Here is a 25,072-nt window from a genome sequence, read left to right as displayed (position 1 = left end):
GACCGGTTTTTCAGGCCGGCCTGTCGGGTCAGAGATATGGCGCTGGCACATTGAAGGCCTACGGTACGGGATTGAAATCTTCCGGCAGCGTCAGGCCGCCATGGGCCAGCACTGTCGTCAATAGTTCAGGATACCGACTCAGGCCGTGATCATCACCTTCATTGATGACAAACCGGCTGCCATCCAGCATCTCCAGTGCCTGCCGGTAATCGAGGATCTCATCCTCGGTGCCCAGAAGGACCAGAAACCGGTCGGTATTGACCACCTCGGCCTGCTGCTCGCGAAGGGCATCGGCATAGCTTTCATCGATCACGAACATCTCGCCGGTTTCGACGTGTTCGATCTCGCTGCCCATGCGCTCCAGCGCGATCTTCAAGGGATCAACGGCCGGATTGATGAGCACCACGCGCGCCACCTCATGGGTACGGGCCAGTCCAATGGCGAGAAAACCGCCCATGGAACTGCCGATCACCATGGTGCGCCCCTCAAGCGTGCTCATCACCTCCTGTGCCGTCTGCCAGGCAGGGCCTGGATGATGCGACAGGGCCGGGGCAATAAAGCGCGGACGCGGCCGGGCCTGCTCGCAGGCCCGGCGGGTCAGCTCGGCCTTGGCCGAACCGGGGTGGCTGTTGAAGCCGTGCAGATAAAGCACGTTGTCGACGGCATTGGCATGATCATTCATGACATCAGCATAACGCAGTTACTGTATAAATAAACAGCCATTTTTAAGCACTGCCGCGCTGACCCAGCACGGTCTCGATCAGATGACGGCTTGAATCGTCCATCTGGTCGAGCCCCTGGCCGCTTGCCAGGATATCGGCCGTTTCATTGGCGATCTTCTTGCCAAGCTCCACGCCCCACTGATCGAACGAATCGATGTCCCAGATGACGCCCTGGACATACACCTTGTGCTCGTAAAGCGCGATCAGGGCACCGAGTGATTCCGGCGACAGCGTGTTGAACAGGAGGGTGGATGACGGCTGGTTGCCGCCGTAGCGCTTGTGGGCAGGCGGCGTCTCGGTGCTCTTGATGGCGTCATCACCCAGCATCAACACGCGGGACTGGGCAAAGCAGTTGGCCAGCGACAGGCGATGCTGGCGCTCAAGGCTTTCCCGCACGCTGGCGCTTTCCACGTGATCATAACGCGTGATGGGGGCTACGAAATCACACGCCACCGCTCGCGTGCCCTGGTGCAGCAGCTGATAGAAGGCGTGCTGGCCGTTGGGCCCGATCTCGCCCCACAGAACCGGGCAGGTGTTGTAGTCGACCTTCTCGCCTTCATTGGTCGATGACTTGCCGTTGGATTCCATCTCGAGCTGCTGGAGATAGCCCGGCAGATGCTTGAGACGACCGTCGTAGGGCAATACTGCCAGCGACTGAATATCGAGGAAGTTGGTGTTCCAGATGCCCAGCAGGCCAAACAGTACCGGCAGATTCTCTTCCAGCGGCGCCGAGGCAAAGTGTTCATCCATGGCATGGCCACCGGCCAGCAGACGACGGAAGTTGTCCATGCCCAGACGAATGGCAATGGGCAGACCGATGGCGCTCCAGAAGGAGTAGCGACCGCCAACCCAGTCCCAGAACAGCAGCTGATGGTCGGGCGCGATGCCCCACTCGGTCATCTTCTCGGGCTTGGTAGAGACCCCGATGAAGTGATGACGCTTCAGGCGCTCGATGTCGCTGCCGGTCTGCTCGGCAAGCCAGGCCAGTGCCGTATCGGCATTGGCCGAGGTGTCGATGGTGCCAAACGACTTGGAGGAGTAGATGAACAGCGTCTCGTCGGCATCCAGCGTCGGCAGCAGCTCGGCCAGCTGTGAACCGTCGATGGTGGAGGCAAAGTGCACTTCCAGCGCATTGGGTGCCACAAACGCATCTTCCAGCGCCTTGACGACCATCAGCGGACCCAGGTCGGAACCGCCGACGCCCAGATTGATGACCTGTTTGATGGCATGGCCATTCGCGCCACGCCACTGACCGGCCTGAAGCTTTTCGACCATCTGTTGCATGCGGTCGAGACTGTCATGCACATCGGCCTGAACGTCTTCCCCTTCAACGTGAAACTCGCCGCCCTGTGGTAGACGCAGCGCCGTATGCAGGGCCGGCCGATCCTCGGTCAGGTTGACACGACGACCGGACAGCAGGCGCTCAACGGCGGCTTCCACCCCGGCCTCACGGGCCAGGTTCAGCAGCAGATCCAGGGTCTCCTGGCGAATGCGCTGCTTGGAGAAATCAAGCGTAAGTCCGGCGGCCTGACGGGAGAAGGCGTCAAAGCGCCCATCCTGTTCAAACAGGGTGGTCAGGTGCACATCGCGCATGGTATCGCGATGACTTTCCAGCGCTTTCCAGGCCGTGTTTTGACGAATTGACATCCTTGCTCTTCCTCCGTGATAGGTGCAGCTTTCATGCTCAAAGCGTAACATGGTCGGCCATGAAGACCGCCCCTGTTTGATGTTCATTCTGACAGAAGGCGCGTCCGACACGCAGCGGGTCTCTATCAGACCACTGTCTGCATGACCGAACAACCTTCTCTCAGAGTCTGATAGATCGTGGGTACCCCGATGACCGACGTCTCCCGACGCGACGCCCTTTTTTCGACACCGCTGGATCAGGTTACCGATTTTTCCTTTGACGAACGCGTGGTCGACTGCTTCCCCGACATGATCCGCCGCTCGGTCCCAGGCTATGCCCAGATCACCAGCATGGCCGGTGTTATCGCCGCACGCCATTTGAGCCCCGGCGCCCACATTCTGGATCTGGGCTGCTCGCTGGGCGCCTCGACCCTGTCCATCTGCCAGCGCCTGGGGCCCGAGGCCTTTACCCTGCAGGCCATCGATCTCTCACAGCCCATGGTCGACAAGGCCCGCGGCCTTCTCGCCCAGCAGGCGCCCGAGCATCGCATCGAGGTGCTGCAGGGCGATATCCGCGACTGTCCGCTGCCCCGGGCCGGCATGATCATGGTCAATTTTACGTTACAGTTTCTTGACCCGAGCGAGCGTGACCAGGTGATTCAACGCCTGTATGACGCCCTCATGCCCGGCGGGGTGCTGCTGCTGTCGGAAAAGATTCTGGGCGAGCCGGGCCAGGAATCGCTTTTGATCGACCTGCACCATGACTTCAAGCGCGCCAACGGCTATTCGGATCTCGAGATCAGCCAGAAACGTACGGCGCTTGAAGACGTCATGATTCCGGACCGGCTTTCCACCCATCATGAGCGACTGGCCCACACGGGCTTCACGCGCCATGACACCTGGTTTCAGTATCTCAACTTTGCCTCGATACTGGCCTTTAAATAAGTTATCTCCCCTTACCCTCACCAGCCCGGACCTCTGCATGTCGATCGATGCGCGTCATCTTCCCCTTTATCACGCCTTTCTCGAACAGGGGCTGGAAAGCTGGCTTGCCCGCCTGCCCGAGCAGCTGGCGCGCGGCCTGGATCGTCAACGATTCGGCGATCTGCCCGCCTGGGAGCGCGCGGTCAAACGCCTGCCCGCCCTGGAAGTGGAACAAGTGCATCTGACGCAGGATACGGTGAGCGTGGAGGCCATCATGGACGCCTCCAGCCGCCGGCAGTGCGACAATCTTTTAAAGATTCTGGCCCCCTGGCGCAAGGGGCCCTACCGGGTCGGCGAGATCACCATCGATACCGAATGGCGCTCGGACTGGAAGTGGCAGCGTCTGGCGCCGCACCTGAGTGATCTCAAGGGTCGGCGCGTGCTCGATGTCGGCGGCGGCAATGGCTATCACGGCTGGCGCATGGCCGGGGCCGGGGCTGACTTTGTGCTCGTGATTGACCCGTCACCGCGCTTTTACTGGCAGTTTCATGCCATTCGCCATTTCATGGGGGAAGCCGGGCGCAATGTGCATTTTCTTCCGGTCGGTATCGAAGAAGTGCCTCCACGGCTTGCCGCCTTTGATACGGTCTTTTCCATGGGCGTGCTCTACCACCGCCCCTCCCCCATCGATCATCTGCGCGAACTGTATGACACGCTGCGCCCGGGCGGTGAGCTGGTGCTTGAAACGCTGGTGGTGGAAGGCGATGAGCATCAGGTGCTGGTCCCGGGCGAGCGCTACGCACAGATGCCCAACGTCTGGTTTCTGCCCTCTTCAAAAGCGCTTGTACACTGGCTCGGCCGAGTGGGCTTTCAAAACCCACGGGTGGTCGATGAAGCCAATACCACGCTGGACGAGCAGCGCGCCACCGAGTGGATGACCTTCCAGTCACTGGCCGATTTTCTCGACCCCGAGGATGCGAGCCGTACGGTGGAAGGCTACCCGGCGCCGAGACGGGCCGTGGTCATCGCGACAAAACCCTGACACGGCGCTGAAACGCTCGACATTCGATCAGGGCCAGCGACCTGCCGGACGATACGCATGGTTTTTGCTTGATGGCTTTTTGCAAATGGTTATCATTAGCAAAATAAACCCTGTATCCATCCATCACGCTGCGAGGGTTGCCGCATGCACCAGGCCAACGTTGTGTTTGAAGCGTTTGAGGAAGCACGTCTGCGCGCCCCGCATCTGGAGTGTCGCACGCTGGCAGCGCTGCTGGACTGTAGTGAAGGGGACATTCAGGCCTCGCGGCTGGGGCGTGGGGTGCACTCACTGGCCCTGACGCCCTGCGATCTGGTCATGATGCTGCCGCAGCTGGGCCAGGTTCAGATGGTGACCCGAAGCGCGCACGCGGCACTGTCCAGCCGGCTGGAGGGCTGTCACATTCACGCCGATCAGCGCCATGCCAGTCTCTGGAATGATCGGGCGCTGACCATGCAGCTTCTGCTGCCCTGCTGGTACTGGGTCAGCCTGTCCCGTGAACGGCCCTCGCCAACGGCTGAGGAAGTGCCCTGCCTGCAGGTATTCGACCGCTTCGGCCATGTGCTGCACCAGCTGTATGGCCTGACGCCAGAAGCCTCCGGCTGGACCCTGCTTGAATACTTCGCCACCCTCAAACGCCCCGGCTTTACCCGCTGCATCGACATTGCCCACGACTGCCCGGAGGCGCATCGTCCGGCACTGCTCGCGTCGTGGCGTGCCCTGCGCGGCGCAGAGGATTTCTCGCGGCTGCTGTCGCATCACCGGCTGCGACGCGTGGACGCAAACCGTGCCGTGGCAGGGGATTTCAGCACATCGGTGGCCCCCGAGCGCTTTATCATGGCACTGGCAGGGGCCTGTCGGCGTACGCAGCCCACTCGGGCCAGTCTCATACACGCCGGCGGCGCCCATCATCATCGCGCCCGTTTCAAACACTTCCATCAGGGCAGCCGCGATACGCTCCGCCTTGAAAGTGATCAGCTGACCCTGTCGCTCGACAGCAGCGCCCTGAACGAAGCCTGGCAGGTTGTGCGGCCTGGCCCCGAAGGGCGACTTACCACCTCACTGGAAGCGTTCGACGCCAGCGGCGAGATGATGCTCGCCCTCGACCTGACGGAGTGCCGCTGACCCTTCCGGGCGTCCTTCCAGCGCCAGCAGATGTGCCTTGCGCGCCAGCCCGCCGGCATAACCGGTAAGCGCACCGCCGCCGGCCAGCACACGATGACAGGGCACGATCATCGAGACCGGATTGCGGCCGACCGCACTGCCCACTGCCCGCGAATGCCCCCGAGACAGCCCAAGCGAGCGCGCCAGCGCGCCATAGGTGAGAATCTCGCCAAACCCGATGCCTTCCAGACGCTGCCAGACGCGCTGCTGGAAGGGGCTGCCCGGCAGCGACAGCGGCAGCTCAAAGCGCTGTCGAGCCCCCGCGAGATATTCTTCGATCTCCTCGCCGGCCTGACGCATCACCGCTGACGGGCTCTGTTTGATCGGCATAAAGGGCCTGTGCGCCGAGCTCGGGAAATGCTTCTGATCATGGAAAAAAACGCCCGTCAGATCATCCGACTCGACGCGCAGCACGATATCCCCCAGTGCCGAGGGCAGCACGGCATATTCCATCATGATGGTAGCTCCTCGCTTAATGACGCCGGCTCGATAGCCTCCGGCGCCCCCAACGGTAAAATGACATGGTTCGAATGGGCAGCCAATGACGCCGCGTGCCAGAGCCGAATGGCCGCATAGGCACGCCACGGCGACCAGACAGCGGAGCGGGCCGCTGCCTCCCGGTCACTGCGACAGCCCATGGCCCTTTTGAGCACCAGATCACCGGCCGGAAAGGCATCCGGCCAGGCCAGCGCGCGCATGGCCACATATTGCGCGGTCCAGTCACCGATACCGCGAATCTCCTGTAGCCCTGCCATGTTTTCCGCCACCGGTGCGCCCGGGCTCAGCACCAGCGCCCCGCTGTCCATCGCTTTCGCCACGGCGATGATCGCCTCGGCCCGAATCCGCAGCAGCCCCAGGGTAATCAGGGCCTCGGGCGGCTGCGCCGCCAGTACCGCAGGCGGCGGGAACACGTAACGTCCCGGCTGCCCCGCCAGCGGCTCGCCCAATCGAGCCACCAGTTCGGTAAGCACCCGACGTGCCCGAGCGGTCGTAATCTGCTGACCAACAATGGCACGCACCGCCATTTCAAAGCCGGTAACAGCGCCGGGCACCCGGATGCCGGTGCTCGCAGGCACCAGTCCCTTTAGATGCGCCTCGACCAGCGCCATGGGCGCGTCCAGATCAAACAGGTGACGTACCATGTTGAGCACCTCCCCCATGACCGGCACCAGCGTCACCGGCAGGGTCAGCGCCAGCTGTCCCGGGGCCATATGGGCCACGGAGATCCAGCCGGAGTGCCTGGTCCGCCCGCTGGCACTGTCCCTTTCGATCATCAGACTGCGCTGCCAGCACCCTGCTTCGACCTGCTCGAGCCCCTCGACCTGTCGAAGCGCCAGAAAGTCGAGCATGGCCGTCCAGTCCAATGGCGGCTGATAGACCATCGCCAGCGTGATCGATGAGTCGGCAGTTCCGCCGCGCTCTCCCCGGCGAAGCCGGCCGGGCGACATGCGATAGTGGGTCTGGAAAAGTGCATTCAGCCGGCGCTGGCTGCCAAAGCCCGCGGCCAGCGCAATCTCGCTGACGGGCAGGGAGGTATCGGTCAACAGTCTCTTGGCCAGCAACAGGCGCCGGGTTCTGGCCACATCGAACATGGTCACGCCAAACGTGGCCCTGAACAGCCGCCGCAGATGACGCTCGCTGATCCCGATCCGGCGCGCCAGCGCATCACTGCCATCGTGATCCAGAAAGCCGTTATCGATCATGACCATGGCGGCCTGTGCCAGCTGATCCCGGGCATCCATCATCGCAAGGCCCGGGGCCAGTTCCGGGCGGCAGCGCAGACAGGGCCGAAACCCGGCCTGCTCGGCGGCGGCCGGGTGGCTAAAAAAGCGACAGTGATCAGGTTTCGGGCAACGCACACGACAGATCGGCCGGCAGTAGATGCCGGTCGATGTCACCCCGACGACAAACTGGCCGTCAAAGCGGCGGTCGCGGGAGGCCAGAGCCTGATAGCAGATATCGGGAGCAAGGTTCATGCGCCCAATATATCGCGTCTGATGCTCAGACATTGGCCGTTTACGGACATGTGAGTGGCGCCGTACCGCGGTATCTAGAAGTCGTAGCGCAGTCTGGCCAGTACCGAGTCGGGCTCGCTGTCCGAAGTGTTGGCGAAGATACGCTCAAGGTCGAGGCGGAAGCCATGGTTGAACTGGGTGGTCACCCCCAGCACCTGATGGTTGCTCTGGGCATCAGCGCTGCCCAGACGCTTCAGGCGATCACCGGCCACGAAGGGCTTGATGCTTTGCACCCAGTCGTTGTCGAGCGGGAAGCTGTAGCGGGCGATGTACTCCACCCCGTAGGCGTCGCTGGCAAGGTAATCACTGAGTCCGTCGGCGGCAGGGTCGGGTACGAAATCGTTGTAATAGCCGGCCCCCACGGCAAGATACCAGTCACCGCCCGTCCAGGTCAGGGAGCTGCCGGTGAGTTGCTGGCGAAAGGACTGCTGCTCGCCGCTGCCCTTGATCTCGGCGGAGGTATTGGCATAGGCCCCGCCCAGCGTCAGGTCATCGGTCAAATGCCATCGAAAGCCGATAGAGCCGCCACTGCGACGGCGATAATCAAACGGTCCGTCCAGATGCAGGTCATCATCGGGAAACAGCCAGCCCGCAAAGACCGTGAAGTCTTTCGTGCCGTTGGAGTAGCGCAGGCTCTTGCGGGCACGATAGGAGCCATCGTAGCTGCCATCGATGCCCACCCCCGGCGCCTGAGCGAACTGGTTGTAATCCCAGACGTCCGTGCTGACCCCAACGGTGTCGTAATAGACACTGTTCTGCTTGCCGGCGGTCAGCCGGCCGTAACGGTCGCTTTCAAACCCGAAATAGACCTGTCGGCGGGTCGTCGCACTATCGGAGCTATCCTGATCGTAGTGATCATCCCAGCCCATGACCTTCGCCGTGTTCACGCCCAGCTCGCCATAGCTCAAAAGCGTTAGATCATCACTGACGTGATAGTTGACGTGCAGCCGAAAGCGCGTGCCGCCGTCATAGCCGCGATGCTTGTAGCTCCCCTCATCCGACCCGCCCAGTTCATTGAAATACTGCGCCCGCACACTGCCGCCGACCTTGACCTCGACACGATCAAGCCCGGTCTCCGGGGACTCGGTGGGTGACAACAGCGTGACTTCCGCCCGGGCAGCGCCTGCCTGCATCAGTACCAGACCGCCCGTCAGCCCCAGCACTACCCCCCGCCCTTTCCCGATATTCATGGTCAATCCCGATCATCACGATAAAAAACGCCGAGCAGGTCAGGGCGCACGCTGTCTGACGGCTTGAGAAGCGGGGGGAGTATAGTGAGACAACGCAACGATTTGAAACCGGACACGCCAACGAATTGACCGCGGGTTACCTCGCCGCTGCGCAAAGACACCTGCAAAAACGCCCGGCACAGGGCCGGGCGTGGATCGATCAATGTCTACAGCGTCAGCGCTTGAAGATGTCGCGCACGTCACGCGCTTCCCAGTGCGGGAAGTGACGACGGATCAGGTCATTGAATTCGACCTCAAAGGCCTGCCAGTCAACGGCGCCACTGCCTTCGGCGTTATCAGCGGCCTTGCGAATCATGCCGGCGCCGACCGTCAGATTGGTCAGGCGGTCGATGACAATAAAGCTGCCGGTACCGGGGCTGGTGTCGTAGGCATCCACCGGCACAGGCTGGGTCAGCGTGACCTGACAGCGGCCGATCTCGTTGAGCGCCAGCCGCTCGGCATCGTAATGCTCCAGCGTGTTGACGTCGATACTGTAATCGATGGCGCTGATCTGGCCGCTGACATCCCGCGTGGCCAGCTTGAAGTCATAGCCGCGACCGGGCGTCATTTCGCGCTCGTTCATCCAGACGATGTCGGCCACAAAGGCATTGGACATCGGCAGTTCGGTGTCGAAGGCCACCAGCCAGTCACCGCGGGAGATATCCACCTCATCGGCGAGCGTGACGGTAATGGCCTGACCGGGCCAGGCTTCATCGAGGTCGCCATCAAAGGTCACGAGTCGCTCGACCGTGGAGACCTTGCCGGAAGGCAGGACCTTCACCTGCTGTCCCGGGCGCAGTACGCCGGCCTGAAGCGTGCCGGCATAGCCGCGAAAATCCAGATTGGGACGATTGACGTACTGCACCGGAAAGCGCAGATCGGTCAGGTTCTGATCACGCGAAATCTCGACGTTTTCAAGCTGTTCCAGCAACGGCACGCCGTCATGCCAGGGCATGTTGGCGCTCGGGTTGACGACGTTGTCGCCTTCCAGCGCCGACATGGGCACAAAGCTGATGTCGCGCGCCTTGAGGTTCTCGGCAAAGCCCAGGTAGTCGCGCTTGATCTCTTCAAAACGGTCCTGCGAGTACTCGACCAGGTCCATCTTGTTGACCGCGATCACCAGGTGCTGAATGCCCAAAAGATCGGCGATGAAGCTGTGACGACGCGTCTGCACCTGCACGCCATAACGTGCATCGATCAGAATCACCGCAAGGCTTGCCGTCGAAGCACCGGTGGCCATGTTGCGGGTGTACTGCTCATGCCCGGGCGTGTCGGCGATGATGAACTTGCGCTTGTCGGTCGAGAAGAAGCGATAGGCCACATCGATGGTGATGCCCTGCTCGCGTTCGGACTGGAGCCCGTCAACCAGCAGCGCCAGATCCACGCGCTCGCCGGTGGTGCCGCGGGTTTTTGAATCCCGCGTCAGGGCCGCCAGCTGATCTTCATAGATCATTTTCGAGTCGTGCAGCAGTCGCCCGATCAGGGTCGACTTGCCGTCATCGACGCTGCCACAGGTAATGAAGCGCAGCAGATCCTTGGCTTCATGCTCCTTGAGATACGCCTCGATGTTTTCGGCTATCAGGGATGATTGGTGTGCCATATGCGCCTCAGAAGTAACCTTCGCGTTTCTTGCGTTCCATGGAACCGGCCTGATCGTGATCGATGGCGCGCCCGGAACGTTCACTGGTACGGGTCAGGAGCATTTCCTGAATAATGTCGGGAAGCGTTGCCGCCTCGGATTCCACGGCGCCGGTCAGCGGATAGCAGCCCAGCGTTCGAAAACGCACGGACTTCATCTCGGGCACCTCGCCCTCATTCAGCGGCATGCGCTCATCATCGACCATGATCAGCGTGCCATCACGCTCGACGACCGGACGTTTGGCGGAGTAATACAGCGGCACGATCGGAATCGATTCGAGATAGATGTACTGCCAGATGTCCAGCTCGGTCCAGTTGGACAGCGGGAAGACGCGAATCGACTCGCCCTTGTTGATGTGGCCGTTGTACAGGCTCCACAGCTCCGGGCGCTGATTTTTCGGGTCCCAGCGGTGGTACTGATCGCGAAACGAGTACACGCGCTCCTTGGCACGCGAGGCCTCTTCATCACGACGCGCGCCGCCAAAGGCGGCATCGAAGCCATACTTGTCCAGCGCCTGCTTGAGCGACTGGGTCTTCATGACATCGGTGTACTTGGAGCTGCCGTGATCAAACGGGTTGATGCCCGCCTCGCGGCCTTCCTCGTTGATGTGCTCGATCAGCTCCATGCCAGTCTCGGCCGCCATGCGATCGCGAAACTCGATCATCTCGTGGAATTTCCACGTGGTGTTGACGTGCATCAGCGGGAACGGCGGTGTACCGGGATAGAACGCCTTGCGGGCCAGATGCAGCATGACCGAGGAGTCCTTGCCGATCGAATAAAGCATGACGGGGTTGCGAAACTCGGCCGCCACCTCGCGAAGGATATGAATCGACTCGGCTTCGAGTTGTTTCAGATGTGTTTGCCGCTCGGGAGAAAGCATGCGTATCACAACCTCTCATGACCAAACGCCATCGCCGGATGACGATGACGCTGTAAACGGGGGTTCTCGTGAAAAAAACGTCACGAGCAAATAAAGATGCGCTCACGTTAGCGAGCCGCCTTCATAACGTCAAAGAATCAACGTTTCTTCCTTTAGACGTTTGAGCTATAAAAGTTGTCGCAAACGCTTTCTGCTACCCGGGCTGTTGGACCGGAACGTATTCAACCCGCGTCGATAAACGAGGCTGCCCGGCGTCATCGACACCCAGATGTATGAGACGAAAGCCGCCCGGGGCGTGGCTATCGACAGCAAACTCCTGACTTTCGGGCACAAACTGCGCGGCAATGGCCGGCACCGACATGACCGGTACGCCCTGATGCAGACAGGTCATCTCATGATGAATGTGGCCACACAGCACGGCCTGCAGATGATCAGATCGGCCAGGTCCGGCCCAGAAGGCTTCGCGGTCTTCCAGGCCGATCTCGTTCATCCAGTCGGCTTCAACGCTTACGGGCGGATGATGCAATACCAGTAGCGCCGGTGACGCCTCACCGGCCAGCTGTGCGTCCAGATGCGCCAGCTGCTGACGGCCCAGCCGACCGCCCTCCTCGCCCTCGACCCAGCTGTTGAGCAGCAGAATCTGCCAGCCCGCCAGATGAATGATGGGCTCCAGCGCGCGCACCTCGGCCATGGTCGCCGGATGATCATGATTGCCGGGCAACCAGACCCAGCGACAGCCCAGTGCATCGAGATGTCCGGCGGCGCGCTGATAGGAGGCCAATGAACCGTCATCACTGACGTCACCGCTGACCACGATCAGGTCCGGCTGATAACCAGCCACCACGGCCAGCATCGAGATCAGTCGTGCTTCCACCTCAACGTCTCGATATACCCCGGCGGGGTCTGCCTTTAAATGGCTGTCCGACAGCTGAATGATCAACATGGCCTTCTCCTGACAAGGGGCATTCCCGGCGACGTTATCAGGTCAACACGAGAGCGCAACACGAGGGCGCAGCAGGGCGAGGATTTAAACGAGGGCGCATCAGCAGGCGCTGTGCAACTCAGGGCGTTTCAAAAATGCGGGTATCGTGACCATGGGCCAGACCGTGCTCCAGCCATTCGCCCAGAAAGCGATTGAGCTGTAGTTTCTCATCGGGCTGATGCATATGGGCATTAGGGTAGCGATAGCGACCCTCGAAGTGGCGCTTGCGCTGAAAGTCGGTCACCTCGGCCATCTGCACGTCGTGATACAGATGCACCATCATGCGCGGCGCATCGATCATGCCATCGAGCACGCCACTTTGAAAAACGCGCACGACCGTTGTGTAGGGTGCGCGCTCGACAACCTCGAGATGCAGGGTGCCAAAGCGGGCGGTATGGCTTGCCAGCGGCAGCTCTACCCGCTCGCCGGCGGCGGTATCGCCCAGCAGCCGGTCAAGACGCACGAAATTGGCCGTACACTCGGCCTGTAGCGTCCTGAGATCGGTAACGTAAGCGGTTCGTCTACTCAAATGATTAACTCCTTGCTCTGAGGGACGGGCGTTCACGAGCCAGCCAGTACAGCGCAATCAATAACATGGCATTGTTGATGGTACCGTTTTCCAGCATTCCCCAGACGTCACGGAAGGGTAGCACACGCACCATGATGTCCTCGTGCTCCTCTTCAAGCCCGTGTACGCCGCCCACCTCGGTCGAATCCACCAGCGCACAATACAGCGTAATGTACTCATCACAGGCCCCGGGGCTGGGGAAATAACGGTGAATCTCCATCAGCTGTTCGGTCTCGCATCCGGTTTCTTCGTGTACCTCGCGACGGGCCACCGCTTCCGGTGACTCATCTGAGTCGATCAGACCGGCAGCCGGTTCCAGCAGCCAGGGGCTGAAATTGCGCCCCATGGCGCCGGCGCGAAACTGTTCGACCAGCACGACGGCGTCACGTTCCACGTCATATAACAGCACGCCAACGGCGTCATGATGACGAAACACCTCACGCGAGACGGTCTCGCTCCAGCCGCCCTGATACCGGCGATGACGCACGTCCACGCGGTCGAGATTGAAAAATCCGCGATGCAGCGGTACGTCTTCGATGGGCTCGACGTCAGCGCCGTCAAAACGTGGCACGGACGTTGTCTCCTGAGTGGTCATCGGCTTGTCCTTGAAATACATGAGCATGGCCGCCGGATGGAAAGGGCAGACAGTCTCGGGTGACGGGAAGACGGAATGCGCCGGGCCATAAAGGAAGTGTTGGCAGGTTTATGGGCACTGCGCCAGAAACTTTCAAGCGCGCGCCGGCCACCGGCCTTGGCAGCACAATACGAGGCGATTATGGTAATGGCCCCACTGTCATACGGCCACCGCCTGCATGAAAGGACGCAACATGACTCGCTGGCGCGATCCCGCCAAGGATCCGCGTCAGGAGAAAAAGACCGACCTGATCACACCGGAAGGCTACGCCTCGATGCAAAGCCTGCTGGACCATCTGGTGCGCGTACGCCGCCCGGAACAGTCCCGCAAGACCGGGGAAGCCGCCGCCCAGGGCGATCGCAGCGAAAACGCCGACTACACCTATAACAAGAAGGCCCTGAACGGCACCATCGCCCGGATCGCCTATCTGCAACAGCGCCTGGACGCCCTGACCGTGGTCGACCGACTGCCGGCCGACCGCGAGCGGGTCTTTTTCAGTGCCTGGGTGACGCTGGAAGATGACGACGGCGAAGAGATGCGCATCCGCATTGTCGGTCCCGACGAGACCGACAACAAAAAGCACTGGATCAGCGTGGACGCTCCACTCGCGCGGGCCCTGCTCGGCAAGCCACTGGACGCCGAAGTCACCGTCGACGCCCCGGGTGGCGAAACCACCTGGATCATTACCGACATCGCCTACGCCGAGCGCTGATTAAAAGCACCTATCACCCGGCGCCCGGCCCTTAACGCCGGCTACAGCGATAGACCCGGAAGCGGCTGCTTTCCGCCAGCACGTCGACACGACCGAAGTGCTTTTTCATCAGCCCCATATAGGGCAAAAAGCTGTTGGCCACGATATACAGTGCCCCCTTGGGGGTCAGCTTCTTGCTGGCCTGCTCGATCAGCTTGCGGGCCGGGTCGATCGAGACGTGACGCTCCTGATGAAAGGCCGGGTTGCTGATGATGGTGTCAAAGGGGCCTTCGACGGCATCCAGCATATCGCTGGACAGCACCTCGCCTTTCAGGCCATTGGCCTCAAGCGTACGTCGAGTGGCTTCCAGCGCCAGATGGTTGATGTCCACGGCCGTGACGTCAGCGCCCTGACGGGCCACCCAGGAACTGATCACGCCATCGCCGCAGCCGGCATCCAGCACGCGCCCTTCCTGAGCCGGCAGAACGTCCAGCAGCATGCGGGTGCCATCATCCAACCGACCGTGACCGAAGATGCCCGGGTGGCTGACCAGGGTGAGATCCAGCGCTTCGAACGTGGACCAGTGATCGCCCGCCTCTCCGGCAATGGTAGTGGCTTCATATAGTGAGCAGCGCCGCGCGTTATCGAGACGCTGGTGCGACATGCCGCGGGCCTTCAGCTCGCCCGGCACGCGCTTGCCGCCGCCGTGATGCTCACCGACGATGCGCAGCGTACTGCCCACATCGCAGTGCGCATTGAGCTGATCCAGCCACCATCGACCCAGGTCCATCGTTTTGGGCCAGAACAGCAGCGCCGCCGTCATGCCTTCCGGCGGTGTCAGCCCTTCGACGACCTCATGGCCATGCTTGCGCCACACCTCGGCGATCAAGTGATCCAGACTCCAGATGCGGTGTTTCGCGCCGCTTAAAAGCCCTTCATCCAGCGGCGGGGCAATCAGCCATTCCCCTTCTCTGATCGCGGGTGACTGTCGGTCCAGTAACTGCCCCATGGGCGTGGAAAAACTCATGAATCCCCTGCTTTACTCAAATAATGACTGGCCTGTCCTGTGACATGGCCATAAAGATAACGGTATATCTCCGAGCAAGCCCGGAAACACCCCTGCGATGAGGTGAAGAATATCAGCTCGGGCGATAAACGCTGTAATGAAGATAGCGACCCAGGCGCCAGTAGGGTTCCTGCCGGCAGTAGCGATGCTCAAGTTCAAAAAGCCGTTCCAGCGTGGCCTCATCCGGGTCGCGCTCACGCAGATAATCATGGAACACGCGAATGCCGGTCACGGCCCGAACCTCCAGCCCGGCCTCATTCAGCCAGCGCACCACGTCATCATGGCGTAGCGGGGAAATCGGCGTCAGACGCTTGCGTTGACCAAAGCCTGCCAGCTGGTCATCAAGCACCTTTTGCAGATTGCCCTTCACCACGTTGGAAAAGCGCAGCGCATCCTCATTGAACACCATCAGGGATAGCCACCCGTTGGGTGCCAGCTGTTCGGCCAGCCGATGAACCGCCGCTTCGGGATCGATCAACCACTCAAGCACGGCGTGACAGAACATCAGCGGCCACGGGCCGGGGGCCACATTACACAGGCCTTGCAGATCGCTTTGATAAAAGCGGACATCATGACCGATCAAACGTGTGCGCGCGGCCGCGAGCATGTCCTCGGCCGGCTCCAGCAGCGTGACCGGGTGGCCTTTTCCTGCCGCCCAGTGCGCCATCTGGCCCAGCCCAGCGCCGACATCGACCAGCGGCTGCCCGTTCAGTGGGATGGAAGACTCGATGGCGCGGGTCAACAGCGCCAGGCGCAGCCGTCCGCGGGAGTGATTGTATAAAGAGTGTTCGAACTTCTCGGCCATGCCGTTGAAGTGGCGGTCCGTGGTGATGCGTTCTTTCATGCGGGCTCGATTGGCGGCGTTGATGCGTCAGGGTTTCACTATACGCGGGAAATCCCTATAATGACGCCCGCTTCGCCCCCGTAGCTCAGCTGGATAGAGCGTCCCCCTCCTAAGGGGAAGGTCTCAGGTTCGAATCCTGACGGGGGCGCCAGCGCTTTCCCTTCCTATCGCAATAATCGCACGTCTAATCGTCCTCGATCAGTCGCTTGCCCATCGTCACGACCTCGTTTTCCGCAAAGCCCATCGATTCATAATACGCCTCCAGCTCCGGCTGACCGCGGCGCACCATCAGCATGATTTTCGGACACCCCCGTTCGATCAAAAGCTTTTCTGCCTGCTTGATCAAAACACGGCCATGACCGCGTCGACGCGCGTCGGGATCGACCGCCAGGTAATAGAGCCAGCCGCGGTGACCGTCAAACCCCACCATCGCTGACGCCATCACACGACCGTTTTCATCGGTACCGACCAAAAACAGCGCCGGGTCTTCACTGCATTTGCGCTCGATATTCAGGGCAGGATTGTTCCATGGGCGCGTCAGCCCGCAGCGCTGCCAGAGGTCGATGACTGCCGCCTGATCCTCGGGCATGAAGGTTCGAATCTGCATGTCTATCCCCTTGTTTGTTCATCCCTGCTGCCCCCACCCCATCCTCTCAAAGTGCAGACACTGCAACCGCCAAATCACAACGCAAACATTGCCTTCGGGCCAACATTTCGTATTAGCTTTGAAAGATATTTCTTCTTTCACGCCGGAGCCAATCCATGAGCACCCTTCGTCTGCCCTACCCCACTCTTTCACCGGAAGCCTATAAAGGGCTGAGCGCTACCAAAAAAGCGCTGAACAGCAGCAGTCTCGGACAGGAGCTGATCGAGCTTGTGTATTTGCGGGTATCGCAGATCAACGGCTGTGCCTTTTGCCTGGAAATGCACGCCAGTGCCCTGCGTGCCAAAGGCGTGTGTGATGCCAAACTGGACAGCCTCTCGGGATGGCGCGTCAGCACTCGCTTTGATGATCGTGAAAGAGCGGCGCTGACATGGGCGGAGTCGCTGGTCAATGTGGCAAAGACGCATGCCCCCGATGAGGACTTCGAGCCGTTGAAAGCGCATTTCTCGGACATTGAGATCAGCGACCTGACCTTTGCCGTGTCACTGATGAGCGCCTTCAATCGACTGGCGATCGGCATGCGTCAGTAGAGGGACGAGCCACAAACCCCATCGCTTTCCAGAGGAAAGGATCACCAAACCCGGCGCGATGATGGCCAGATCACCCTCAACAAGCGCTAAAACGGTGAGGAAGGTTGCTACAAGAACCTGAAAACGACCGAGAACACCTCGCTGGAAGCCGCGCCACAGGCGGCTTACTTGTTCCCGGTAAAACACTAAAGAGTGGCGGCCAAGAAGCGCGTAATCGAGGCGTGATCATTTCATTCTGGCGAGCGAAAGAGGTTCGTGATGGATGCTGCTTTTGCCTCACTTTCCGTTACACAACTTTACTTAATCAGCGCACTCGAATATTGTGCTGAAAAGACCTGTAGAGCCTCCCGAGTACCGCAAGAGGCACCCGCTTTCAGGTCCGCGCGGCAACATGTATCACAGAGCCGTCTTTTGACCCCACACCACCCTGTGTCGTAGGTGTGAAATGCAAGGAAACGCAAGGTTTTTAGACGTCATAAAACCGCCGCGTGTCCCAGTACTGGCGCGGTCCGGCGCCCCTTGCAAGGGTGCAATAAAACCGACCCATTTAGCGCGCAGGCGGGGCGGGGAGTCGATAGCGCGTAGAGAGCATCTTCCGACTTGGAAGCCTCAACCTTACAAAAATATTTTTCGCATTGCTTACAACTCTATAGGTGCACCTTGGAATTAATCGAAAAAAAATACAGAGATACGCCAAGAAAAAATAAAAAATACATTAAAAGATTAAGAGATTTGATAAATGCCTTGCTTGCCAAAGAAAGATATATTGAGGCCAACTATTTTTTTAAAGAGCTTCATACATTAAAACCCGATCACGTTTATACTTTAAAAACAGGATATGAGCTATCAATAAGAACTTTTAGTAAAAAAGAAGCATCTATATACGAAGAAAAGCTAATATCTCTCAACTATCCAGAACTCGAAATAATTTGGTATAGATTGCAGTTATTTTTTGCACTTAATTACAAGGAGGGGGCCGAATCATGCTGCGAATACATCCTATCTAATAAAGTAGGAAATGAGCGCCTTTCATTTATTTTAGAATCTTGCATAAAATTCAAAAGCGAACCAATAGCTTTTTATTTTTCCAGACACCTCCGAAAAAATAAATTAGATTTAAAATCAGCTAATCAAAAATCCGAAATTAAAAAACTTCTTATTCCACGACTTATCAAAGCTCTTCCTTATCAAAATGACCAACTTCTTAATCATTAAATTGCTTGACAAATATAGCATTTCAGTATCAGAAACATCTGTTTATGGTACTGTTGAAATTAGACCCCATGGAAATGATTTCCCTTTCGAAGTTGATACTTTTAAAAAGTCCGCGAAAAGCCATGGCCTAGATTACGAACAATACATGTTTAGCGCCAGAGTTGCCACGTGCTTAACATCTAAAAATATTCAAGAAGCACTCAACAGCGCTGAAAATATATTTAACGAGATTCTAGATCTAAAAGCAGTTGAAACATCTATATCGAAATTAAAAACCTCCAGCATTGGACTTATAAAGAATATGGACACTGGGGAAACATTCCCACTTGAGAAAGAGGGATTCGAGGGAGCAATGGGGTTTTTGATTCAAAGAAACAGTATACGAAGCTATGACTGGATAAACTATTTACTATCGTTAGATAACGACCTTAGCCAGAGGTATTCCCGATCGCTACACTGGTCGAGAAAAAGCAACTATGAAAGCAACAAACAACTTAGAATATTATTTAACTGGTTTGCTCTTGAGGCGCTTCTTAAAAAATCCGTTAACGATAATATCGTCGGCATGGTCAGGTGGTTCTTAGGTTTCCCAAATGGGAAATATAGAAAAGATGTAACAGCAAACACGATTCAAAAGCTTGAAGCCCATAAGGATTATTCTTTTTGGGCAAAAAAGTTGGTCAAAGATATTGACAGTATTAGAAACCTCCGGAACGACTCAGTACATTCAGGCTTTAGAATTATGGATTTTGAAAAAAACACCTTAGAACTATATGAAAATATAACAAAGTTTAGTGTTTCAAGATGCCAAGGATTGGCCAATACAGCATTATTGAAAGGTTTGAAAAACGTAGAAGAATTTAGAAAAAATATAGGTATTTTGTTTGAAAAAAGACCGAACGCAGTTAACGATGTGCACAACACAATAATTTATTCTCTAAACAATTTAGACTTAACTTAATTTAGGCAAAACCATTATGGGATATTGCAAAACTTTTCTTAAATGGCTGTTTTGTTTGAAAGAAAGAGAAAGAACCGTAAAAACAGCGGCTGAAAAGCTACAGATGAGTATGAGGGTTACGGCCAAATGCAGATATAACGCCGCAGTTCGTCTTCAAAGACAAGGGGCTTTTGCCTTTTTTACAACTACTTCCTTGTCTTTAGGCTTAATATTTATCCCTTTAATCCAAAGTGCAGGCGTATCGTTATCGTTCACGCCAGACGTTTTAAATATGATGCAAGTATTCTTAGCTGTATCAGTACTGGTTTATTCTGTAGTAATAGGAACATCTCGATTTGAAGTAAGAGCAGAGACGCTTACTGAATGCGGTGACAAACTTAAAGAATTAATTAGATCGATTGACAAAGACAAAGAAACTAAAATTGTTTTTTCAAACGATGATCTAGCCGCATATCAAGAGCGCTACTCAGACATCGTTACTGACACAGAGAATCATATTAGAAGTGATTACGGGCTTGCCACCCTAGAAATGAATAGAGATTACTTTTTTTGCGGCCTGCCTAAATTTAAAATTTTTTTGCAGGCAAATATTCAAAGAGGTTTCCCATTTATAGTTCCGATTTTCCTTCTATCGATAGAAGTTGTTTTCATTACAGATATGATAGGGATCACAAAGGTGTTAACCAAATACTTATAAGATGACTTGCATCAAAAAAATATAAATAACTTGTGGATCAGGAACAGCTACCGATCTTTTGGAATACGCATACTACAACAATATTGTTTAATCATATCTCTGTAGTTAACCGCGATATAGATACTACCTATAGGTAGTTCATTGGAGCATCAGGGCGAGCCAGTAGCTCAAGTGATATTAATAACCTAACAGTACAAAGCTTCTTAATTTACAGAGGCTGTGGTATACATAGTGGTATACCGACCTTCCAACAGATTTAAAAATCTATAAAAAACAGTTTATTGGGAGCCAAAAAGAATCTTATCGGGAGATATAACCGCAGCTTCGAGAGGCCATTTGCTAAACAGAAAAACCAGCGCCTGACTCAATCCTCTCCACACCACAATTCAAACACCTTCTGCTGCCCCATCTCTCCCATGATGGTTCTGCCCGTGTCTTCAAATCCTGTTTTCTCGTAAAGGGCCTGGGCCGCTCTATTTTTGACGTTGACCCCGAGCACAATGCTTTTGATCTGCGGCCACTGCCTTTCGACGTAGTCTTTCAACAGGATCATTCCCTGCCCGGCATATCCCTTGCCCTGCTCGGAAGCATTCACGGAGAGCGCCGCCAATACGATCGCTTCATGTTTTCGGTACGGGCTCAGGTGGGTGGGGTCGTGCTTGAGGGCAAAAAAGCCGACCGGCTGTTCATCTTTCAAAATCACCATGAAGTGGTCTTCACGATGTTCTGCCATGTTGTCCAGAAGCGTGGCCGGCAGGTCGGTATAGCGCTTTTGCTCACTCGGCAGTGAAAACGCTCTTAGTGCTGGCGCGTGCCTTTCTTCATAAGTCTGGATACTGATACTGGGACGATCAGAGGTCATATGGCTCCTTGTGCCTCGGCCCGAAGAAGGTGCCAGGTGGCGCTAATGGGTGCCAACGATACCAGAATTTTCAATAGCCCCTTTATGATCAGTCACCTGCACAGAATATTGGTTCTGATCTGACCTTCATTCGCGCAGGTGGCTTCAGCCTACCCATCCTGTCCATCGGCGCCATCAAGGCCATCCTGTCCGTCGATGCCGTTGCTACCGGCACCGCCATCACCACCGTCGCCGCCATCACCGCCCTTGCCACCAGCGCCGCCTGCGCCGCCGTCACCACCATCTCCTCCTCTGCCACCGGCACCGCCCTTGCCGCCAGCGCCACCGTTACCGCCGTTGCTGCCATCAACGCCGTTTTTACCGGCCATGCCGTCACCGCCATGGCCACCCTGCGGACAGTCCGCCGTGCCGGTGTGGCCGTCTTTTCCCGGTGCGCCGTTTAACTGGCTGCAATCCGCGGGGTTATCAGCAGCGAGCGCCGGTCCGGACGCTGCCGCCAGCAGCAGGCCACTGGTCAGCAGTAGTTTTTGGGCAAGGTTCATCGAAGCCTCCTTTCACATGGCAGGGGTTGTCTCAATGATGATCTGCCCTGCGACTGTCTCTCTAATGAAAGAAATCTTCAAGACGACCCTGCCAATATTGCGCCGGCGTGCCACCATGACATCACCCCCCTGACCATTGGTGTTTCATGACCCTCGCTTCTCTCAACGATTGCCGGCATTGGGTATTCGACATGGATGGCACGCTGACCGTGGGCATTCATGACTTTCAGTTCATTCGTCGTGAGCTTGAGGTGCCGGATGACCGCGATATTCTCGAGTATCTCGAGTCACTGCCCGAGGCGCAGCGCCGGGACAGCCATGCCTGGTTGATGGAACACGAACGCGAGCTGGCCGCACGCTCTACCCCGGCAGAAGGTGCGGTGGCCCTGATACGCGAACTCTGTGAACGGGATTATCGGCTGGGCATCCTGACTCGCAATGCCCGCGAGCTGGCGCATGTCACGCTGGAGGTCATCGGCCTTGCCCGGTGCTTTGAGCGTGTCGACGTTCTGGGTCGGGAGGATGCGTCCCCCAAACCGCATCCGGGTGGGCTGGAACACTTCATTAGCCACTGGGGCGTGGCGCCCTCGGAGGTCGTGATGGTGGGCGACAGTCCGCTGGACATGCAGTGCGGGCGCGCAGCAGGCACCCGTACCGTGCTGGTCAATGTGCCGGAGAACTCATGCCCCGAGGCTACCGACCATCATCTGGCGGACTGTCATGCGTTGATGGCCGCGCTGCGCGAGTCATGACGCGGCCGGCATACAGGTAGCCGGGCAGGAACTCAGCTGCAGGCCGAACGCTCGGCGTCACAGGCCTCGAAGGCGGTGTCCACCGATTGCGTGCGCACCCCGGCCACCACCAGCGCCGCGCCGGCCAATAGCATCGTGCCGGCCGTGGCGCAGACGGTGAGCACACCGCCGATCCCGAAGACAACCCCCCCCGCGGCCGCCCCCAGGGCGATGGCCAGCTGGATCGATGCGACGATCAAGCCACCGCCGCTTTCGGCTTCATCCGGCACAACACGAGTGATCCAGGTCGACCAGGCCACCGGCACGGCGCCAAAGGCGAAGCCCCACAGCGCGACCATGAGCGCATCAGTCCCCGTCGAGAAGCCGCCCAGCGTCGCCAGCAACCAGCCCAGCGAGCCCATGATCAACGGCATCAGCAGCAGCGTCATACGCAGGCTGCGCTCGAGCAGGTACCCCGCGGCCAGCGTCCCGAAGAAGTTTGCCACCCCGAACGCCAGCAGGGTCGATGACAGCGCATTGATGCCCATGTGCGACACGCCCTCAAGAAACGGACGGACATAGGTAAAGAAGGTGAAATGGCCACAGAACACGAGCAGAACGGCCACGATGCCGACCATCATGCCCGGTCGTTTCATCACGCTCACCAGCGTACCGAGCGGTGAGGGTCGCTCCGGCGTCATGCGCGGCAATGTGGCGTACTGGAAGATCAGCGTCAGCACCGATATCGCCGTCGTGAGCAGAAACACGTTACGCCAGCCGACCAGCTCACCGAGATAGCTGCCCAGTGCCGCGGCACTGATGGTGGCAATGGGGACACCGGCAAACAGTATCGACAGTGCGCGGGGCACGTCATGCTCCGAGACCAGTCGCATCACGGTAGCGGCGGAGAGCGCCCAGAATCCACCCAGCGCCACGCCCAACAGCACCCGCCCGGCCAGCAGCAAGATCAGATCCGGCGAGTAGGCGACCAGCAGATTGGCGGCAATCATCAGTAGCGAAAACGCCAGCAGCACGTGGCGACGGTCGAGCCGCTGGGTGACGGAGGCCACCAAAAGACCTGAAATCAGTGCCACCACCGCCGTCACCGTGACGGCCTGCCCCGCTTGGCCCTCGCTGATCGCCAGCGAGTTCGCCATTGGCGTCAGCAGACTGGCCGGTAGAAACTCGGCCATCACCAGGCTGAATACGCCCAGCGTTAACGAGAAAACAGCGCGCCAGGCGCCTCGCGATGCGCCCGGCGGAGGCGAATCGTGCAAGTCATTTGTTGTCATGTGAGACATCCATTGATCATTGAGATGCCGCATAGACTAAAGTAGTACCTCGGAGTCGGCTATCATCAAAGCTCCAGAATCCTTGATCAAAAGCCCCGGATAATAACGAAACCCTCGACGTCGCGACGCGCTGACTTGATGACTGCCAGCATTGTCCGTGGCCGGGTTGAATATGGCTGCATGGAGATCGGCGGCATGGCCGATGCGCACAACAATGGGGCAGGAACAGGCATTTGACTGCGACGACCGGTCGCACAAACGCTATCCTGACGCGACGCACTGCCCCAGAATGGGGCACTTTTTTTGGTTCAACAGGGAATGTCGTGGCATGTCATCGGTGAGCTATACAAAAAAGGGGTATCAGGCGGCCCTGGCGCTGGTCGGGCTTTTGCTGGTGGCCATCAATCTGAGACCGGCGCTGACCAGTGTCTCCCCTGTCCTTAAAAATATCGCCGCCGGGCTGTCGCTGTCGCCGGCCGCCCAGGGCGTTCTGACCACCCTGCCGGTGGTTTGCCTCGGACTGGCCGCGCCGCTGGCGCCCAAAATGTCGCGGCGTATTGGCCCTGAACGCACCATCTTCATCATTTTGATCCTGCTGGCCGTGACGCTGCTGGTACGTCCCTTCAGCGGTATGCTGGGGCTTTTCGTGTTTACGGCACTGGCCGGGGCCTGCATCGGCATCATGAACGTCCTGCTGCCGGGCATCGTCAAGCGCGACTTCCCGACCCGGGTCAGCCTCATGACCGGGCTTTATACCGTCGCGCTCAACCTGGGCGCCTCAATGGCGGCCGGGGCTACCGAGCCGCTGCGTCAGGCCTTTGGTGATCAATGGCAGCCATCGCTGGCCTTTTGGCTGGTGCCGGCCGTAATTGCCGCGCTGATCTGGATTCCCCAGATTCGCATCGGCCATACCGTTCGAATGCGCCCCCGGGGCGGCCACTCGCTGTATCGCAGCGGTCTGGCCTGGCAGGTCACGCTGTTCATGGGGCTGCAGTCGTCGTTGGCCTATACGGTATTTGGCTGGCTGCCGACCATTTTGCAGGACCGCGGCGTGGCACCGGTCACAGCCGGCCTTGCGCTGTCGGTTTCGATTCTGTGTCAGGTGATCACCGCCATTGTGGCGCCGCTGATCGGCGGACGCATGAAGGATCAGCGTGCGGTATTGATCGGGGTGATGATGCTTACCCTGTGCGGCCTGGCGGGCTGTCTGTATGCATCGACCGACAGCCTGTGGCTGTGGATCGTGATTCTGGGGCTGGGCCAGGGCGGCACGTTCAGCATGGCGTTGACGCTTCTTGCGCTGCGCGCCCCGGATGCCGACACCGCTTCCGAACTGTCCGGCATGGCGCAGGGATTTGGCTACGTGCTGGCCGCCTTCGGCCCGCTGCTGGTGGGGCTTCTGCATGACTGGTCCGGCGGCTGGGACGTGGTCGGCATCCTGCTGGGCCTGATCGGGCTGGCCGCCATGATCGTGGCGCTGGGTGCCGGTCGCAATCGTCTGGTCCGACAGCCCGACTGAGCTATTGTCGCCCCACTCAAGGATAACCACATTCCA

26 protein-coding genes and 1 tRNA gene are annotated in these 25,072 nt (G+C 58.2%); 11 read left to right on the top strand and 16 right to left on the bottom strand.

The window, feature by feature from the left end:
- Positions 1-58 precede the first annotated feature (58 nt).
- Both KSP9073_RS12420 and pgi read right to left on the bottom strand, forming a co-directional pair.
- Positions 59-682 (bottom strand): YqiA/YcfP family alpha/beta fold hydrolase, encoded by a 624-nt coding sequence (locus KSP9073_RS12420; protein ID WP_108843258.1) that lies wholly within the window; start codon positions 680-682, stop codon positions 59-61.
- 43 nt (positions 683-725) lie between these two features.
- Positions 726-2,369: a glucose-6-phosphate isomerase gene (pgi, locus tag KSP9073_RS12415; protein ID WP_108843257.1), complete on the bottom strand. Its 1,644-nt coding sequence runs from the start codon at positions 2,367-2,369 to the stop codon at positions 726-728.
- A 189-nt stretch (positions 2,370-2,558) separates the two neighbouring features.
- Between pgi and cmoA the strand changes: the two genes are divergently transcribed.
- From cmoA to KSP9073_RS12400, 3 genes are all read left to right on the top strand, one after another.
- Positions 2,559-3,293 (top strand): carboxy-S-adenosyl-L-methionine synthase CmoA, encoded by a 735-nt coding sequence (cmoA, locus tag KSP9073_RS12410; RefSeq protein WP_108843424.1) that lies wholly within the window; start codon positions 2,559-2,561, stop codon positions 3,291-3,293.
- Between the two features lie 37 nt (positions 3,294-3,330).
- A complete protein-coding gene (gene cmoB / locus KSP9073_RS12405) occupies positions 3,331-4,314 on the top strand; it encodes a tRNA 5-methoxyuridine(34)/uridine 5-oxyacetic acid(34) synthase CmoB (RefSeq protein ID WP_108843256.1) in 984 nt (327 codons plus the stop codon).
- A 144-nt stretch (positions 4,315-4,458) separates the two neighbouring features.
- Complete coding sequence (locus KSP9073_RS12400; protein WP_108843255.1) at positions 4,459-5,436, top strand: ChuX/HutX family heme-like substrate-binding protein; 978 nt, start codon at positions 4,459-4,461, stop codon at positions 5,434-5,436.
- Here the strand turns inward: KSP9073_RS12400 and KSP9073_RS12395 are convergent.
- From KSP9073_RS12395 to KSP9073_RS12360, 8 genes are all read right to left on the bottom strand, one after another.
- Complete coding sequence (locus KSP9073_RS12395; RefSeq protein ID WP_108843254.1) at positions 5,371-5,931, bottom strand: methylated-DNA--[protein]-cysteine S-methyltransferase; 561 nt, start codon at positions 5,929-5,931, stop codon at positions 5,371-5,373. The genes KSP9073_RS12400 and KSP9073_RS12395 overlap by 66 nt on opposite strands.
- A complete protein-coding gene (locus KSP9073_RS12390; RefSeq protein ID WP_108843423.1) occupies positions 5,928-7,451 on the bottom strand; it encodes an Ada metal-binding domain-containing protein in 1,524 nt (507 codons plus the stop codon). The genes KSP9073_RS12395 and KSP9073_RS12390 overlap by 4 nt, the downstream gene beginning before the upstream one ends.
- 74 nt (positions 7,452-7,525) lie before the next feature.
- Positions 7,526-8,680, bottom strand: coding sequence for a porin (locus tag KSP9073_RS12385; protein WP_133241023.1), 1,155 nt, complete (start codon positions 8,678-8,680; stop codon positions 7,526-7,528).
- A 214-nt stretch (positions 8,681-8,894) separates the two neighbouring features.
- Entirely contained in the window at positions 8,895-10,319 is a 1,425-nt protein-coding gene (gene cysN / locus KSP9073_RS12380; RefSeq protein WP_108843252.1) for a sulfate adenylyltransferase subunit CysN, read from the bottom strand.
- A 7-nt stretch (positions 10,320-10,326) separates the two neighbouring features.
- Positions 10,327-11,238 carry a sulfate adenylyltransferase subunit CysD gene (cysD, locus tag KSP9073_RS12375; protein WP_108843251.1) on the bottom strand — a complete coding sequence of 304 codons (912 nt, stop codon included), beginning with the start codon at positions 11,236-11,238 and terminating at the stop codon, positions 10,327-10,329.
- 193 nt (positions 11,239-11,431) lie between these two features.
- On the bottom strand, positions 11,432-12,181 hold the full coding sequence (locus tag KSP9073_RS12370; protein WP_108843250.1) for a metallophosphoesterase: 750 nt from the start codon (positions 12,179-12,181) through the stop codon (positions 11,432-11,434).
- Positions 12,182-12,299: 118 nt separating this feature from the next.
- Positions 12,300-12,749, bottom strand: a complete 450-nt coding sequence (locus KSP9073_RS12365) for a DUF1249 domain-containing protein (RefSeq protein ID WP_108843249.1) — start codon at positions 12,747-12,749, stop codon at positions 12,300-12,302.
- 4 nt (positions 12,750-12,753) lie between these two features.
- A complete protein-coding gene (locus tag KSP9073_RS12360; RefSeq protein WP_108843248.1) occupies positions 12,754-13,383 on the bottom strand; it encodes an NUDIX domain-containing protein in 630 nt (209 codons plus the stop codon).
- A gap of 217 nt (positions 13,384-13,600) precedes the next feature.
- Here KSP9073_RS12360 and greB point away from each other — a divergent pair, with 217 nt between their 5' ends.
- Positions 13,601-14,134, top strand: a complete 534-nt coding sequence (gene greB, locus KSP9073_RS12355; protein WP_108843247.1) for a transcription elongation factor GreB — start codon at positions 13,601-13,603, stop codon at positions 14,132-14,134.
- 31 nt (positions 14,135-14,165) lie between these two features.
- Here the strand turns inward: greB and KSP9073_RS12350 are convergent, their stop codons facing one another.
- A complete protein-coding gene (locus KSP9073_RS12350) occupies positions 14,166-15,140 on the bottom strand; it encodes a class I SAM-dependent methyltransferase (protein WP_108843246.1) in 975 nt (324 codons plus the stop codon).
- Between the two features lie 112 nt (positions 15,141-15,252).
- Entirely contained in the window at positions 15,253-16,023 is a 771-nt protein-coding gene (locus tag KSP9073_RS12345; RefSeq protein ID WP_108843245.1) for a methyltransferase domain-containing protein, read from the bottom strand.
- Positions 16,024-16,097: 74 nt separating this feature from the next.
- Between KSP9073_RS12345 and KSP9073_RS12340 the strand changes: the two genes are divergently transcribed.
- Positions 16,098-16,174: transfer RNA gene (locus KSP9073_RS12340), tRNA-Arg, on the top strand.
- A gap of 33 nt (positions 16,175-16,207) precedes the next feature.
- Here the strand turns inward: KSP9073_RS12340 and KSP9073_RS12335 are convergent.
- The gene (locus KSP9073_RS12335; protein ID WP_108843244.1) at positions 16,208-16,630 is read right to left on the bottom strand and encodes a GNAT family acetyltransferase; all 423 of its coding nucleotides are present in this window, start codon (positions 16,628-16,630) and stop codon (positions 16,208-16,210) included.
- A 155-nt stretch (positions 16,631-16,785) separates the two neighbouring features.
- Here KSP9073_RS12335 and KSP9073_RS12330 point away from each other — a divergent pair, with 155 nt between their 5' ends.
- From KSP9073_RS12330 to KSP9073_RS12315, 4 genes are all read left to right on the top strand, one after another.
- Positions 16,786-17,217, top strand: coding sequence for a carboxymuconolactone decarboxylase family protein (locus KSP9073_RS12330; RefSeq protein WP_108843243.1), 432 nt, complete (start codon positions 16,786-16,788; stop codon positions 17,215-17,217).
- 600 nt (positions 17,218-17,817) lie between these two features.
- Entirely contained in the window at positions 17,818-18,432 is a 615-nt protein-coding gene (locus tag KSP9073_RS17520; RefSeq protein WP_165814247.1) for a hypothetical protein, read from the top strand.
- Positions 18,410-19,393: a hypothetical protein gene (locus KSP9073_RS12320; RefSeq protein ID WP_108843241.1), complete on the top strand. Its 984-nt coding sequence runs from the start codon at positions 18,410-18,412 to the stop codon at positions 19,391-19,393. Before KSP9073_RS17520 ends, KSP9073_RS12320 begins: the two co-directional genes overlap by 23 nt.
- A gap of 55 nt (positions 19,394-19,448) precedes the next feature.
- Positions 19,449-20,090, top strand: coding sequence for an SLATT domain-containing protein (locus KSP9073_RS12315; protein WP_207771467.1), 642 nt, complete (start codon positions 19,449-19,451; stop codon positions 20,088-20,090).
- 364 nt (positions 20,091-20,454) lie between these two features.
- Here the strand turns inward: KSP9073_RS12315 and KSP9073_RS12310 are convergent, their stop codons facing one another.
- The gene (locus tag KSP9073_RS12310) at positions 20,455-20,952 is read right to left on the bottom strand and encodes a GNAT family N-acetyltransferase (protein WP_108843239.1); all 498 of its coding nucleotides are present in this window, start codon (positions 20,950-20,952) and stop codon (positions 20,455-20,457) included.
- Positions 20,953-21,101: 149 nt separating this feature from the next.
- Entirely contained in the window at positions 21,102-21,494 is a 393-nt protein-coding gene (locus tag KSP9073_RS17690) for a hypothetical protein (protein ID WP_207771466.1), read from the bottom strand.
- A gap of 146 nt (positions 21,495-21,640) precedes the next feature.
- Between KSP9073_RS17690 and KSP9073_RS12300 the strand changes: the two genes are divergently transcribed.
- Positions 21,641-22,246: an HAD family hydrolase gene (locus KSP9073_RS12300; protein ID WP_108843238.1), complete on the top strand. Its 606-nt coding sequence runs from the start codon at positions 21,641-21,643 to the stop codon at positions 22,244-22,246.
- A gap of 32 nt (positions 22,247-22,278) precedes the next feature.
- On the opposite strand, the gene KSP9073_RS12295 is transcribed toward KSP9073_RS12300, so the two are convergent.
- Positions 22,279-23,517 (bottom strand): MFS transporter, encoded by a 1,239-nt coding sequence (locus tag KSP9073_RS12295; protein WP_108843422.1) that lies wholly within the window; start codon positions 23,515-23,517, stop codon positions 22,279-22,281.
- A gap of 328 nt (positions 23,518-23,845) precedes the next feature.
- Between KSP9073_RS12295 and KSP9073_RS12290 the strand changes: the two genes are divergently transcribed.
- Positions 23,846-25,036 carry a CynX/NimT family MFS transporter gene (locus KSP9073_RS12290; RefSeq protein WP_108843237.1) on the top strand — a complete coding sequence of 397 codons (1,191 nt, stop codon included), beginning with the start codon at positions 23,846-23,848 and terminating at the stop codon, positions 25,034-25,036.
- The last annotated feature ends 36 nt before the right edge of the window (positions 25,037-25,072 follow it).

This window comes from Kushneria phyllosphaerae, assembly GCF_900312995.1.
In the GTDB taxonomy this organism is placed as follows: Bacteria; Pseudomonadota; Gammaproteobacteria; order Pseudomonadales; family Halomonadaceae; genus Kushneria; species Kushneria phyllosphaerae.
The sequence above is the reverse complement of the archived record's forward strand: the minus strand, read 5'-3'. Positions and strand labels throughout refer to the sequence as shown.

Bases quoted from the DNA above. Each gene is read 5' to 3' on its own strand.
- KSP9073_RS12320 (WP_108843241.1), top strand. From the start codon at position 18,410: ATGACCAACTTCTTAATCATTAAATTGCTTGACAAATATAGCATTTCA.
- KSP9073_RS12295 (WP_108843422.1), bottom strand. From the start codon at position 23,517: ATGACAACAAATGACTTGCACGATTCGCCTCCGCCGGGCGCATCGCGA.
- KSP9073_RS12385 (WP_133241023.1), bottom strand. From the start codon at position 8,680: ATGAATATCGGGAAAGGGCGGGGGGTAGTGCTGGGGCTGACGGGCGGT.
- KSP9073_RS12345 (WP_108843245.1), bottom strand. From the start codon at position 16,023: ATGAAAGAACGCATCACCACGGACCGCCACTTCAACGGCATGGCCGAG.
- cmoB (WP_108843256.1), top strand. From the start codon at position 3,331: ATGTCGATCGATGCGCGTCATCTTCCCCTTTATCACGCCTTTCTCGAA.
- KSP9073_RS12290 (WP_108843237.1), top strand. From the start codon at position 23,846: ATGTCATCGGTGAGCTATACAAAAAAGGGGTATCAGGCGGCCCTGGCG.
- cysD (WP_108843251.1), bottom strand. From the start codon at position 11,238: ATGCTTTCTCCCGAGCGGCAAACACATCTGAAACAACTCGAAGCCGAG.
- KSP9073_RS12300 (WP_108843238.1), top strand. From the start codon at position 21,641: ATGACCCTCGCTTCTCTCAACGATTGCCGGCATTGGGTATTCGACATG.
- KSP9073_RS12400 (WP_108843255.1), top strand. From the start codon at position 4,459: ATGCACCAGGCCAACGTTGTGTTTGAAGCGTTTGAGGAAGCACGTCTG.
- KSP9073_RS12330 (WP_108843243.1), top strand. From the start codon at position 16,786: ATGAGCACCCTTCGTCTGCCCTACCCCACTCTTTCACCGGAAGCCTAT.
- KSP9073_RS12420 (WP_108843258.1), bottom strand. From the start codon at position 682: ATGAATGATCATGCCAATGCCGTCGACAACGTGCTTTATCTGCACGGC.
- KSP9073_RS12395 (WP_108843254.1), bottom strand. From the start codon at position 5,931: ATGATGGAATATGCCGTGCTGCCCTCGGCACTGGGGGATATCGTGCTG.
- pgi (WP_108843257.1), bottom strand. From the start codon at position 2,369: ATGTCAATTCGTCAAAACACGGCCTGGAAAGCGCTGGAAAGTCATCGC.
- KSP9073_RS12360 (WP_108843248.1), bottom strand. From the start codon at position 13,383: ATGACCACTCAGGAGACAACGTCCGTGCCACGTTTTGACGGCGCTGAC.
- cmoA (WP_108843424.1), top strand. From the start codon at position 2,559: ATGACCGACGTCTCCCGACGCGACGCCCTTTTTTCGACACCGCTGGAT.
- KSP9073_RS12335 (WP_108843244.1), bottom strand. From the start codon at position 16,630: ATGCAGATTCGAACCTTCATGCCCGAGGATCAGGCGGCAGTCATCGAC.
- KSP9073_RS12350 (WP_108843246.1), bottom strand. From the start codon at position 15,140: ATGAGTTTTTCCACGCCCATGGGGCAGTTACTGGACCGACAGTCACCC.
- KSP9073_RS17690 (WP_207771466.1), bottom strand. From the start codon at position 21,494: ATGAACCTTGCCCAAAAACTACTGCTGACCAGTGGCCTGCTGCTGGCG.
- KSP9073_RS12370 (WP_108843250.1), bottom strand. From the start codon at position 12,181: ATGTTGATCATTCAGCTGTCGGACAGCCATTTAAAGGCAGACCCCGCC.
- cysN (WP_108843252.1), bottom strand. From the start codon at position 10,319: ATGGCACACCAATCATCCCTGATAGCCGAAAACATCGAGGCGTATCTC.
- greB (WP_108843247.1), top strand. From the start codon at position 13,601: ATGAAAGGACGCAACATGACTCGCTGGCGCGATCCCGCCAAGGATCCG.
- KSP9073_RS12390 (WP_108843423.1), bottom strand. From the start codon at position 7,451: ATGAACCTTGCTCCCGATATCTGCTATCAGGCTCTGGCCTCCCGCGAC.
- KSP9073_RS12310 (WP_108843239.1), bottom strand. From the start codon at position 20,952: ATGACCTCTGATCGTCCCAGTATCAGTATCCAGACTTATGAAGAAAGG.